Genomic DNA, 12,747 nt, shown 5'->3' on the forward strand with positions numbered 1-12,747 from the left:
TATTGCCCTATCATTGTTTATCATTATAATGGCTATTAACAGGTTCAAGAAAAAAGAAGAAGCCGCACCGGAAGTTGCACCTGTACCATCAAAAGAAGAAGTATTGCTTACCCAGATACGTGATATACTTGCAAAGGACAAATAAGAAAAAAAGCACCGGGAAGCTGATCCTTGTAAAAACGTTGATAGCAATTGCAGGATTGCTAATTAGTTCGGCCCTTTTTATTATTTACTCGCACAGGTATAACTATATTTATCAATATGGCCCTGCTACTGGTATTGTACTATCCGGTATAGGCTTAATCACCCTATGGGATAGCGACAAGCCGGTTGTATCGAAATGGCACCGTGTTTTATTCGGAATAGTATTTGGGCTTATCCTGTTTTCTTTTTTAATAGCATTGATAACATTGCGCACCATGTACACAAATTATCAATTACATAAATACGGGGCCAAAGCACGTGGTATAGTGATAGATATTGAAACCCATACAAGTCCGCGCACGCGTACTTCCTATCATGCAATTGTTAAATATAATTTTGACAAGAAAACTTACTGGCAGGATATTTTAGATAATCAGCATTTATATAAGTATGGCGATAGCCTGTTGTTAAAATGTTCGTCACACGATCCCGAAATTATAGTTGTAGTTTCGCATACCAGCGCCTTAAAAACTGAATACTAACATGATTAATGTTGAAGCTTTCAGGCAAATAGCCCTTTCGCTGCCCGAAGTTACCGAAGAGCCGCATTTCGAGAAAACATCTTTCCGTATAAATAAAAAGATATTTGCCACTGCTGTGCCTGAGCATAGCAGGGCAACCGTAAAGCTTTCGCCTTCCGATCAGGATATCTTCTGCACGTTTGATAGTGCCATTATTTATCCTGTGCCCAACAAATGGGGCAAACAGGGGTGGACGCATGTAAACCTGCAAGCCGTACACAAAGAAATGCTCACCGAAATTTTAAAAGCCGCCTACTGCGAAATAGCGCCAAAGCATTTGGCGGCTTTGATAACATTTGACTAAACTAACTCTGAATCACTAATGACAATTTACCGATGACTAAAAAGTCTTCGCCAGTTTAGGGTTGGTTAAAATAACATAATCGCCCAGTTTGGTGAATTTGCTCCAGTCGGGGTTGTCAAAGCTTTCATCGGCATAAGCTTGTATATTGATGATGCGCACTTTAGGCAGATATTTTTTTAGCTGTGCCGCTGTACCCATCTTCTCCTCGCTATGGAAACCTCCATTCACCTGGAATACCTTATAACCCTGATGCGACTTCAGAAATTGGGCTATATTCCAGCCCATGGTAGCATCCCACAGGTTTTGCGATTGGTAGATCTTTAGGTTACCCATTGCGCTATGCCCGCCCATAATAGTTACAAATTTCTCGTAATAGGGCCCTGTAGCGGTATCAATAGGTAATGGTGCTAACCAACCTTTTGCTGTAGCATCAAGCTTTTGCAGGTCGGCTAAACCAACGCGGGTAACCATATTTGTATAACGGGTAGGGGCGTTGGCCGCTATAACCGGTAAATGCGCAGCTTTGGCCGTTTCTACCATAGGCCGGTAGTCTTTATAGTTTTTCCAGGTGCGTCCTTCGGCTATCAAATTTTTCTCACGAATAAAGTCGGCCAGGTACTCATTCAACACCGTCTGGCAATCGGTTTGGAACATCTCCATAGACAGGGCCGATTTAGCCGGGTACTTCTCTGCTATTTTTTTAAAGATCAGGCTTTCCAGATAATGGCCTGTGCTATCGTTGTGCTCTTCGCCAAAAAACAATACATCGGCTTTGCTTAAGTCATTTACAATATCATCAACAGTGGCTATACTGCCCTTTACAGTGTTGTAAATTTTGTAATTTTGTGCCATTGGCTCCTGGCAAAAGGCAAATAATGGCAGAAAAAATAGTACGGATAAGGCGGTAAATTTCATATATTGCTTAGGTATGTTAATAAGTTGATAAATATCGATTATCAAATTACCGCATTTGTATTTGAAAAAACTAAAAAAAAGGCTACATTTGCGCTCTTGTTTTAAAAACACAGACGTATAGAATAAAGAATAAAATATAGTTATGAAAAGAACGTTTCAGCCCTCACAAAGGAAAAGAAGAAATAAACACGGTTTCCGTGAGCGCATGTCAACTGCTAATGGCAGAAGGATCCTTGCAGCAAGAAGAGCTAAAGGCAGAAAAAGGTTAACCGTTTCTGACGAACGCAGTCACAAAGCATAATTCTGGTTGTTTACTCCTTGTAAAAGGAGCTGACCCGGTTATGTAAACATGTTTTCGGTTCAGCATCAACAACTATGTATACTTTTAAAAAAGAAGAACGGTTATGTAATAAAAAGCTTATTGACGGGCTTTTTCATAACGGTTCTTCTTTTTTGTGTTATCCCTACAAGGTTTCATGGATGCTTACCGATGGTGAGCAGCAATTCCCTGTGCAGATAGTATTTTCTGTTGCCAAGAAGCGCTACAAACGCGCTGTAGACCGTAACCTGGTTAAACGCCGCATGCGCGAAGCCTACCGGCTTAATAAACAAGCGCAATTATATGATGTACTGAACGGTGCCGGTAAAAAACTGGTGCTATCCATTAGTTACATTGGTAAAGAAATATCCCCTTACGAGTTTTTTGAAAAGAAAATGCTTAAGCTTTTAATACAGCTTGCGGGGGAAGCCAGTAAGTGAATTTTTTAATTAAAGGGATAAAAAGCATTATTGGTGCTTTTTTTTTATTGCTCATAAAAACATACCAGTACCTTATTTCGCCTGTTTTGCCTAATGCGTGCAGGTATACACCTACCTGTTCCCAGTACGGTATTGAGGCGATTAAAAAATATGGCCCGTTTAAAGGCGGCTGGCTCACACTGAAACGTATAGCGCGCTGCAACCCGTGGGGTGGGCATGGGCATGATCCGGTACCTTAATCAGTAAGTCAAAATTCAAAAGGTAAAAGTCAAAAACCTTGTATGGGTATATCGCTTTCACTTTTTAATTTTGACTTTTTAATTTTGACTTTACAGAATGATACTACAAATAGAAACAGCAACAACGTCCTGCTCGGTAGCTTTGGCAAGTGATGGTAAGGTATTGGCTTTTAAAGAGATCAACGCCCGTAACATACATGCCGAGGTTATTACTGTTTATATTGATGAGCTGATGGCACAAACAAGCAGTACTTATGCCGATTTGGATGCTATAGCGGTAAGCTGTGGCCCCGGCTCATATACTGGCCTGCGTATTGGGGTATCAACTGCAAAAGGTTTGTGTTTTGCTTTAGATAAACCGCTTATATCTGTACCAACATTAGCTGCTATGGCTAATGGGGTAGCTTTAAGTAATAATATAGACAACCTGCTGCTGTGCCCGATGATAGATGCGCGCCGTATGGAAGTTTATACAGCCGTATATAGTGCCGCAGGCGAAGTTATTAAGCCTGTAGCGGCCGAAATAATTGATGCGGATAGCTTTAGTGATATCCTTGCCGAAAATAAAATATTGTTTTTTGGCGATGGTGCCGATAAATGCCGCCAGGCATTAAGCCATAACCCCAAAGCGGAGTTTTTAGCTGATTTTGAAAACTCGGCTACGCACCTTACCCAAATTGCTGCCGATAAGTTTGCACGTGCCGATTTTGAAGATGTTGCTTATTTTGAGCCTTACTATCTTAAGGATTTTATTGCCGGAAAAAAGGCAGGTAGCTAATTATCAATCGTTCCTGTCTTTATGGAAAATGCTGTTCCATAAGCGGGTTATAAAGCCCGGCTTGTCGCCCAGTGGAATGTGGCTGCTATTCAGCGGGTGTTCTATTACATTGCCAAATTTTATTGAGAAACCCATAAAGAAATCGGCGCCCGTGTAGGATGCACTCTTATTGATCTGTGTTTCACTTTTATTTGCGGCACCAGCAAGGCTAACTGATTGCATAATACGGTCACTGCCGATGAAAAACTCAACATTTGGTGTTTTTACCATGAATTGTAAACCAGCGCTAAAAATGCCGTAATTGCTATATGATGTGGTTAATGTACCTACCACGTTATTATACTGAAAAGGATTTACCAGGGCGGCAGTATAACCATCGTAAAATACTTCTTTTTGTAATATAACTGTTGGCGAGTATTTAAAACGCCTGTCGTAATCAAACCAATACGATTTATTTGCGCTGATCTCGGCTACACCATTAGTAGCTGTGGTAAAGGATTGTTGCTTATCTGCGGAGCGGATGATGCTATACGTTGTGGCGTACAAATTATCCTCTCTTCGGTTGGTACTAATGTCGGGAGCGGTGCGGGTGGTATTAAAATCACTAACTATTGAACTTTTGTACCAGTGTATAAAACCAACATTTTTTAAATTGAACTGGATGTTAAAATTATCCCTGGTACGGAGAGCCGTACCAATGCTTATGGAAGCGCCCGGATTTCTTAGGGTGGGGAGCAGGTCGTGCTTGGTAAATTCGCCGGGCGTATAGCTTATGCGGTACCTGCCCTGCAGGCTGATGTCAGCTGCATCGTTTGCCCTGTCAAAAGTTACGTGCGATTGATCTATTTGTAACTGCTGATACTGTATACCTAATAGTGCGCTCAGTTTAAAACCAAAAGCAAAGTTTTTGTTAACCTTTTCCCTGTAGTTGAAGCTTATTTGATGATAGGTTTGTTCGGTATAATTATTATTGAAAAGGTTAGTATAATCATCGGCGGGGAAGCTGTTAGGGCCGTTAAGCAACAACAGGCTTTCATCTGTAAACAGCCCGCGGCCTTCTGCACGTGTTTGGGTAGATATACCTATCTCCTGGTTGCCATCTAAACTGGTAAAGGCTTTAAACATTAAGCTATAAATGTTTGCATTTACATTTGCCCGGCTAAAACGGCCATCGCCTATAGTAAGGGCAGTATTGGCATATTTGCCGTTAAATGCGCGGCTTTTGAGCGGTACCTGGCCGTTACCTGTAATGTATAGGTTGCTGTTAAAGTTGGGGATGAAAAAGTTGAACGCAAGTTTGCGGCTGGTATCGGGTACAAAGGCTGCCTGTGCCGGGTTCTCAAAAGAATCATACAAAGTGCCGGTATTGTATTGGGAAAATTGCTGGCCAAAAGTTTCAATAGAGATAAATAAAAAACAAACCGCCAATAGAAAATTCTTCATACACACATTCGCAATACCTGATGTTTTACAGGCGCCTAAATAAATTGCTTTAAAACTTGTCAACTAATATACACTCCATTTTACGTAATTATGGGCTTTTTGGTTGTGTTTTATCAATTTTTAGTCGGTTTTTTTACTAACAGTAGTATCGGGCATATTTTGTAATAGGCAAAAATTTGTGTAGAAATTCTTATCAGTTGCGGCAAACTGAAAAGAAGCGCCATAAAAGTTCCTCCAGGATAATGAATTGTTTTTATAGGCAAAATAAAAGTCATCTTTTAAACCGTCCCTTAAAATAAGTTGAGAGTTTTTAAAGTGGATAAAAAAGGCAACGTTACCTCTTTCGGCAAGTAAGTTATCAAACTTTACGTACTGTTCAGTCTTGTTTAAAAACTTACGGTTCATATAAGTGTCGTTATAACTTTCCAGTTCTTTAACACTATTGGCCAGTATTAAATAGTTATCAATTATTTTAAAGTATGGCCTTTTAAATGCGTTAAAGGCATCGCCCAGTAAAAAGAAGGGTAGCTTGGTATAATTAAACTGGCCAACGTCATCGGTTATCATACCGCTTATATTGGCCATAAATGGGCGTAATTTCGAACCGTTCTTTACATTAATTATCGCTATTTTTTCCTGGTAGCGGGTAGTGACAACTGCAAATTCGTTGCCCAGTAATTGCGTAAATTCCTGTATAAGGTTAATACCTGTTTCTTTTTTTATTTTAGCGAACAAGGCATCTTTTTCGGTTTTTAAGCCTGCCCTTGTTTGAAAGTCGGTAAGGTCTGTAGTAAAACCTGCGGGGTTTGATACAGCCATGCTTAAAGCATAAGCGGTTGTAGAGGGGAATAAGTCTTTAAGTATATTTGTTACCGGCTGTTGGTTGGTAAATACATTCAAATAGGTGCCCCGCTTATCTCGTTGTATATTGGTGTAACCGTTAAACATAACGGCATCATTCTTAAAATTAAGGTTTAGGGCTGCCAGGGCAGGTAATATTCTGAAGGGTTTAAATATATCGGTGTTGCTGTTTTTAAATATTTGCGTGAACAACGGCCCAAGGTGCTCGTAATTAATATACATATTAGCCAGCGAGTTTGAGTTTTGCTGATCCGGCAGCAGCATAAACGCTTGTTTCTCGCGGTCGGGCTTGTAGTTGGCATTTTGGGTGATCAGGTCCTTTGAAAAGCTGCCTGAAAATATATTACCATCAATATTGATCAGGTAAAAGCGCTTTTTTAATGAGTTGAAATAAATATTATAACCTCTTTTTTCGCCAATTTGCAGCGGTGTTATTAATAGCCCGGTATTTTTTTGTTTGGCTAATTGGTCAAACTCGGTAAGGTCAACATCCTTTGCGGCTGATGCTGTGAGCAGTAGTTCAATCTGGTTGCTTTGGGATGGATGTAGCGAGACAAACACATTGCGGCCGGTAAAAAACGATTGCAGCGCCGGGTTATTGAAAAGTACGTTTCTCACGGTATCCAGGTCGGTTATCACCTGCTCGCCAGTAAGGTTAGTGAGCAGGGTGTTGCCCGCGTATATATCGTAAAAACTCTTCTCGTTGGTAAATTCAAACACCACAGCGGCATTATCCGGGATAGTGCGGATAACATTACCCGCATGAGTCCCCGATGTATTTAAGTTTTTAAAATACTTAACGGTTATTAATGCCGTTGCGGCAATTAAAACTAAAGTAATAACTATCAGTCGTTTCATTCTGTGTTTGCGTGTGCAATTTAGAATTTTACCGTACCACAATAAAGTAATACTTTCATTTGGTTAACTTAGCCTTTTATATCTGCATGAACAAACAAATAATTATTACAGCATCGCTTTTGGGCGCGCTGGCCGTTATAGCCGGCGCTTTTGGTGCACATGCCCTTAAAGCCTCGTTATCCACTTACCAGCTGGAAGTTTGGCAAACCGGTGTGCAATACCAATTTTACCATGTATTCGCGTTGCTGTTCCTATCCACCTTTACACGTTTTAAAAACAAGGTTATTGTAAGTACCTATTACCTGTTTACCTTTGGTATTGTTTTATTCTCGGGTTCGCTTTATTTATTAGCCTGCCGCGATCTGATCAATATGCCGGGTTTAGCTGTATTAGGCCCGGTTACACCAATAGGTGGCCTGCTGTTCATCATAGGATGGGTATTTTTAGCTTTCGCTGCTTTCAGAAACAAATAAACACTGATGTTAGAATTTACCGAGGGTTTATCGGCTACGCGTAAAACACTTTTTGTTGAAGTGATATTGCCGCTGGCTATAAGCCGCAACTACACTTACCGGGTTCCTTTCGAACTTAATAATACCATAGCTATTGGTAAACGGGTAGTGGTGCAGTTTGGTAAAAGTAAACTCTATACAGCAGTTGTATCAGTTATAACGGAGCATGCGCCCGAAAAGTACGAAGCCAAGTACATCATAGATATACTGGACGAGCAGCCCGTAGTTACACCGCGCCCGCTGCAGTTTTGGAAATGGCTGGCCGAATATTATATGTGTAACGAGGGCGAGGTGATGAATGCCGCCTTGCCGTCGGCACTGAAACTGGCCAGCGAAACCAGGGTGATGCTGAATAAGGATTTTGCTTACGATAAGGCAAGCCTTAACGATAAAGAATACCTGATAACCGAAGCGCTGGATATACAACCCGAATTAACCGTAAGCGATATAGCCAAGCTGCTTGGGCAAAAAACTGTGATGCCTATCCTGAAATCGCTGTTCGAGAAAAATATAGTTAATATATCTGAAGAGGTAAGCGAACGGTACAAGCCCCGTAAGCGCACATACCTTACATTAAACCCTGCTTATCATAACCAGGAAAGCCTTAAGGAGCTTTTCGGTATACTGGAGAAACGCGCCCCAAAACAGGCGGATGCGGTACTGGCCTTTATTAAATTATCGCGCCAGCAGAAAGCGGTCTCAAAAAGCGAACTGATAGAAGAAAGCGGTAGTGGCGATTCCAGCATCAAGTCGCTTATTGAAAAAGAAGTATTTATTGCAGAAGACAGGAACGTTAGCAGGCTGGGATATGACGAGGATGATGACCAGCTAAGTAATTTTATACTAAGCGAAGCACAGGAAATTGCCCTTGCCGATGTGCAGAAACAATTAAAAGAAAAAGACGTGGTGCTGTTGCATGGGGTAACCTCATCGGGCAAAACACAGATCTATATCAAACTGATAGAAGAGATGGTAGCCACCGGAAGACAGGTGCTTTACCTGTTGCCCGAGATAGCGCTTACCACACATATTATAGAACGGCTGCGTGTTTACTTTGGCAGCACTATAGGTGTTTACCATTCGCGCTTTAATGATAACGAGCGGGTAGAGGTTTGGCAAAAAGTACTGAACAATGAATATAAAGTGGTGCTGGGTGCGCGTTCGTCGGTATTCCTGCCGTTCAGTGACCTGGGGCTAATTATTGTAGATGAAGAGCACGAAACATCCTACAAGCAATTTGACCCTGCGCCACGTTACAACGCCCGCGACGCGGCCATTTACCTGGCCAATATGTATAAAGGTAAAGTGCTGCTGGGTTCGGCTACCCCATCGTTCGAGACATATTATAATGCCCGTGTACATAAGTACGGCTTTGTTGAACTGACCGAGCGTTACGGAGGTGTGCAATTACCATTAATAGAAGTGGTAAGCATATCTGAAGAAACCAAACGCAAAACCATGCAGTCGCACTTTAGCAGTGTGCTGATGCAGGATATGCAGCGGGCGCTTGATAATAAAGAGCAGATCATCCTGTTCCAGAACCGCCGTGGTTATGCCCCCGTGCTGATGTGCAAGGTATGTGCTTATACACCAAAATGTATCAATTGCGATGTAAGCCTTACTTATCACAAACATACCCACAAGCTGCATTGCCATTATTGCGGGTATAAAGAAGATTCACCAACCATTTGCCCGGCCTGCGGCTCAACGCATTTAGAGTACAAGGGTTTTGGTACCGAGAAGGTAGAGGACGAATTATCTTTACTAATGCCGGATGTTCGGCTGGCACGGATGGATTTGGATACCACACGCTCCCGTAATTCGCTGCAAACTATTCTGAATAACCTGGAAGAAAAAAAGATAGATGTTTTAATTGGCACCCAGATGGTGGCCAAGGGGCTCGATTTTGCCGATGTAACTGTGATAGGCATCATCAACGCCGATAGCCTTTTAAAATATCCCGATTACCGCGCTAATGAACGCAGTTACCAGATGCTTGCCCAGGTAAGCGGCAGGGCAGGGCGCAGGGGTAAACAAGGCAAGGTGGTGATTCAAACTTACGACCCTAACCACCGGGTAATAAAACAGGTGATTGAAAATGATTATACCGACCTGTACTTTACCGAAATGGAAGAGCGTAAGAGCTTTAAATACCCGCCGTACTTCCGGATAATCAGTATGGATGTGAAGCACCGAAACCCCGAGATACTATATAACCAGGCAGAATACCTGGCCAACGAGTTACGCAAACACTTTGGCGACCGCGTTATTGGGCCCGAAGCACCGCTTATCAATCGTATCCGCAACTACTACATCAAATCTATCATGCTTAAATTTGAGCGTGATACCATCTCTATCGTAAAGGCAAAAGCCATCATCAGGGATGTGATCACTCAGTTCCAAACCACTAAACTAAGCAAGGGTAGCATTATCCAGCCCGATGTAGACCCCTATTAGGAATAATTGGAGATGTTTTTTCAAGACACCCAACTCCAATCCCATTTAATATTCTTTGATGCTTAAATAATATATATGAAATATATTGTTTAATAATTATACATGGTAACCATAAGTTTTTAAATTCTCTTTGCCGTTAAAACAGGAGGGCGATACGGTACGTAAAAATACCCACTTCTGGGTATTTTGCATATTCGGATGTGCTGCTGATGGTAAATAATTTATATTTATCTCAACTTAAACCCTTAAATATGAAACTATTGTCGCGAATTTTAATAGCCATCTTCCACCCCCCACCGGTATCATGGTTGTATGTTAAGCAATCTAACGTCAGTAATAAATTATCTTTTCTTAAAAGATAATCCCAGTAAGTTATTTCATAAACATTAATCGGTTAAATAACCGAAATAAACAAATATTGCCTGTATTATTCATATTTATCCGGGTTAAAACACCCTAAATAAATGGGATTATAACTCAGGTTGTCAAAACAAATTGCATCTACTTTTAAAGCTGATAATTAACTCAAAAAACATCGTTAAATAAAGCTAATTAGATACTTAAACCATACTCACAATATCATGAAACAAACAACCAAACTAACCATTGTACTAAACCTGTTTATGGGGTTAAGTATGGCGGTAAATGCCCAAACCCCGGCAGCTACAGATCAACACCCTGAACTGAAATATCGCAGAAGCTCATTACACCTTATCCTGCTTGAATCGGAAGATTTTCCGAGAAAGGAAGTGGTAATGAAAGCTTACCATGAGGCTCCGTTCCCTGATAAGTACAATAACCACAGCATCTCTACTATATCTGTCGACCCATCAACCTATGTGCTTACAGATGCAGAAAAAGTAACTGCAGGGACAAAAAAGAGCGGCATGGGTAACCTTGGAGCCAGCATGTTATCGGGCGTAACGGCCGGTATTGTAGATAAAGATGCCTCAGATATGCCTTTTATAACAGGCAAAATTGTAAAAGATAAAAAGATAGCGAATCAGCTGGTAGCCAAATGGTTTAACAGGCAACCCGATGGAAGCTTTGATATGAAGCTGATTGGCGAACGCGGTTCGTACGATGCTACCGAAATGCAGGCCAATATTGCCAAAGGCAGTGCAAGGGGTACGGCGTCATTATCTGACGCTGGTGAAGAGCTGATCAAAAACACCTTTGTGGTTTTAACCAGGCTAAAGTTTGTAAGCAATGAGCCTATTGCCGCTGCAATTAGGGAAGTTGCCAAGCTTAAGGCTAATAACCTGCCGGCCTTGTTCCAGCCTGCTGCTTATAAGGTGCTTGATATTGCTTACAACAAAGCAAAAGAAGGTTATTCGGTATGGACAACTTCATACCTGTATCGCCTGAAATGGAACGACTCTACCGCGGCTGTTTTTTATAACGACCTGTGGATAGATAAAAGTGCCAAGATAGATAAGAAAAGGAAAGAAGCATTTGATAATAGCAACCTGTTTGAGCTGGAATATATAGGCAGCGAAAAATCAAGCAGCCTGGTTACTTTTTCGCTTAAAGAGACCCGTACCGAAGACCAGATAGTTGAACTGGCAACCGTGCGTAATGTTGAGCATGTTTTTGCTAAGCTGCAAAAAGCTTATGAAGTATTTAAACCAAAAACACCAATCTATTCTGGCGATCCCGTTACCGCTAAAATAGGTATGAAAGAAGGCCTGGAAGGCGGCGAGAAATTCGAGGTGCTTGAGCAAACCGTCGACCCAAAAACGGGGCTTACTGCTTATGTGAAAAAAGGTACCGTAACGGTTGATAAAAAACAGATATGGGATAACCGCTTTAACGCCGGCGAGGAAGTATCTGCAAATGATAAAGACGATAAAAAGAAAGATAAGGACAAAGATAAACCGGCAATTGACCGTACCTACTTTAAAGGCGGTGGTAAATTTTATGCAGGTATGCTGTTAAGGCAAGTAAAGTAAACATCAAACCAGATACACATAATGAAAAAACAGACTACAATTTGGGTAATGCTAATGTTGATAATGACAAGCATTTCATCGGTGGTTAGCGCGCAAACAAATAAAAAGGCAAATGAGGATACCGAAGCCTGGCGATATGAGCTGGAAGTAGCAGGCACGGGTGTGCAGGGTACTTACCTTTTAAAGGTGTGGTCGTACTCGAAAAAACCTAATGTGGCTATTGAGCAGGCTAAAAAGAACGCCGTGCATGGCATTATATTTAAAGGCTTTGCCGGCGATCAGGGTATTTTGGGTAAGCCACCGCTAACTACAAACTCAAATTTAGAGCAGGAGAAAGATGAATGGTTCAAAGAGTTTTTTGCCGACGGCGGCAAGTATATGAAGTTTGTTTCGCTGGCAAGCGATGGCGCAGTAGCAGCCGAAGACCGTATGAAGGTTGGCAAGCAATATAAAATAGGCGTGCTTGTGTCTGTTAACGTAGCCCTTCTGCGTAAAGATCTGGAAGATGCCGGGATCATTAAATCATTAAACGCGGGCTTTTAATATCAATCATCATGAAGAAAAATTTACTCTACATAAGTTTTGCTGCAGCACTTGTTATAAGCAGTTGCGCCGAGCAAAAGCAACTTAACAGCAGCTATACCTATAAAACAGAATGCCTGGGCGTTGAATTTGACGGCTCACAAAAAGTAGTTGCCTACTCTGGCAATCGTAACCGCGAGGACGCTATTGAAGAAGCCAAAAAGGTTGCCGTGCGCGAGGTTTTATTTAGTGGGTTACGTGAAGGCAAACCCGATTGTGATGTAAAACCGATATTGAATGAGGCTAATGCTTACACCAACCACGAAGAGTATTTTATCCGCTTCTTTAACTCCGAGTATAAAAAATACGCGCTTTATATAGAAGAACGTGCCGGGCAAAAGGCTAAACAACAGCAAAAGGTT

Annotated in this window: 14 protein-coding genes; 11 read left to right on the top strand and 3 right to left on the bottom strand. The window is 41.5% G+C overall.

Annotated elements, in window-relative coordinates; genetic code table 11:
* Positions 1–128: 128 nt before the first annotated feature.
* Together WC615_RS19295 and WC615_RS19300 are read left to right on the top strand one after the other, a co-directional pair.
* Positions 129–686 (top strand): hypothetical protein, encoded by a 558-nt coding sequence (locus WC615_RS19295; protein ID WP_372979703.1) that lies wholly within the window; start codon positions 129–131, stop codon positions 684–686.
* Between the two features lies 1 nt (position 687).
* Positions 688–1,029, top strand: a complete 342-nt coding sequence (locus WC615_RS19300; RefSeq protein WP_372979704.1) for an MmcQ/YjbR family DNA-binding protein — start codon at positions 688–690, stop codon at positions 1,027–1,029.
* 36 nt (positions 1,030–1,065) lie between these two features.
* On the opposite strand, the gene WC615_RS19305 is transcribed toward WC615_RS19300, so the two are convergent.
* On the bottom strand, positions 1,066–1,944 hold the full coding sequence (locus tag WC615_RS19305) for a ChaN family lipoprotein (RefSeq protein ID WP_372979705.1): 879 nt from the start codon (positions 1,942–1,944) through the stop codon (positions 1,066–1,068).
* Positions 1,945–2,086: 142 nt separating this feature from the next.
* Here WC615_RS19305 and rpmH point away from each other — a divergent pair, with 142 nt between their 5' ends.
* From rpmH to tsaB, 4 genes are all read left to right on the top strand, one after another.
* Positions 2,087–2,245: a 50S ribosomal protein L34 gene (gene rpmH, locus WC615_RS19310; RefSeq protein WP_082800363.1), complete on the top strand. Its 159-nt coding sequence runs from the start codon at positions 2,087–2,089 to the stop codon at positions 2,243–2,245.
* A 74-nt stretch (positions 2,246–2,319) separates the two neighbouring features.
* Positions 2,320–2,703, top strand: coding sequence for a ribonuclease P protein component (locus WC615_RS19315; RefSeq protein ID WP_372979706.1), 384 nt, complete (start codon positions 2,320–2,322; stop codon positions 2,701–2,703).
* Between the two features lie 8 nt (positions 2,704–2,711).
* Positions 2,712–2,942 carry a membrane protein insertion efficiency factor YidD gene (yidD, locus tag WC615_RS19320; RefSeq protein WP_372979715.1) on the top strand — a complete coding sequence of 77 codons (231 nt, stop codon included), beginning with the start codon at positions 2,712–2,714 and terminating at the stop codon, positions 2,940–2,942.
* A 97-nt stretch (positions 2,943–3,039) separates the two neighbouring features.
* Positions 3,040–3,720, top strand: coding sequence for a tRNA (adenosine(37)-N6)-threonylcarbamoyltransferase complex dimerization subunit type 1 TsaB (gene tsaB, locus WC615_RS19325; RefSeq protein ID WP_372979707.1), 681 nt, complete (start codon positions 3,040–3,042; stop codon positions 3,718–3,720).
* Positions 3,721–3,723: 3 nt separating this feature from the next.
* Here tsaB and WC615_RS19330 read toward each other — a convergent pair whose 3' ends face one another.
* Both WC615_RS19330 and WC615_RS19335 read right to left on the bottom strand, forming a co-directional pair.
* Positions 3,724–5,163, bottom strand: coding sequence for a DUF5723 family protein (locus tag WC615_RS19330; RefSeq protein WP_372979708.1), 1,440 nt, complete (start codon positions 5,161–5,163; stop codon positions 3,724–3,726).
* Positions 5,164–5,283: 120 nt separating this feature from the next.
* On the bottom strand, positions 5,284–6,882 hold the full coding sequence (locus tag WC615_RS19335) for a hypothetical protein (RefSeq protein WP_372979709.1): 1,599 nt from the start codon (positions 6,880–6,882) through the stop codon (positions 5,284–5,286).
* 86 nt (positions 6,883–6,968) lie between these two features.
* Here WC615_RS19335 and WC615_RS19340 point away from each other — a divergent pair, with 86 nt between their 5' ends.
* From WC615_RS19340 to WC615_RS19360, 5 genes are all read left to right on the top strand, one after another.
* The gene (locus tag WC615_RS19340; RefSeq protein WP_372979710.1) at positions 6,969–7,355 is read left to right on the top strand and encodes a DUF423 domain-containing protein; all 387 of its coding nucleotides are present in this window, start codon (positions 6,969–6,971) and stop codon (positions 7,353–7,355) included.
* Between the two features lie 6 nt (positions 7,356–7,361).
* Entirely contained in the window at positions 7,362–9,851 is a 2,490-nt protein-coding gene (gene priA / locus WC615_RS19345; RefSeq protein ID WP_372979711.1) for a primosomal protein N', read from the top strand.
* 581 nt (positions 9,852–10,432) lie between these two features.
* Positions 10,433–11,803: a hypothetical protein gene (locus WC615_RS19350; RefSeq protein ID WP_372979712.1), complete on the top strand. Its 1,371-nt coding sequence runs from the start codon at positions 10,433–10,435 to the stop codon at positions 11,801–11,803.
* A 21-nt stretch (positions 11,804–11,824) separates the two neighbouring features.
* Positions 11,825–12,346, top strand: coding sequence for a hypothetical protein (locus tag WC615_RS19355; protein WP_372979713.1), 522 nt, complete (start codon positions 11,825–11,827; stop codon positions 12,344–12,346).
* An 11-nt stretch (positions 12,347–12,357) separates the two neighbouring features.
* A partial coding sequence (locus tag WC615_RS19360; RefSeq protein WP_372979714.1) for a hypothetical protein occupies positions 12,358–12,747 on the top strand: 390 nt, incomplete at its 3' end.

Origin of the sequence: Mucilaginibacter sp., from assembly GCF_041663085.1 — a bacterium.
Classification (GTDB): domain Bacteria; phylum Bacteroidota; class Bacteroidia; order Sphingobacteriales; family Sphingobacteriaceae; genus Mucilaginibacter.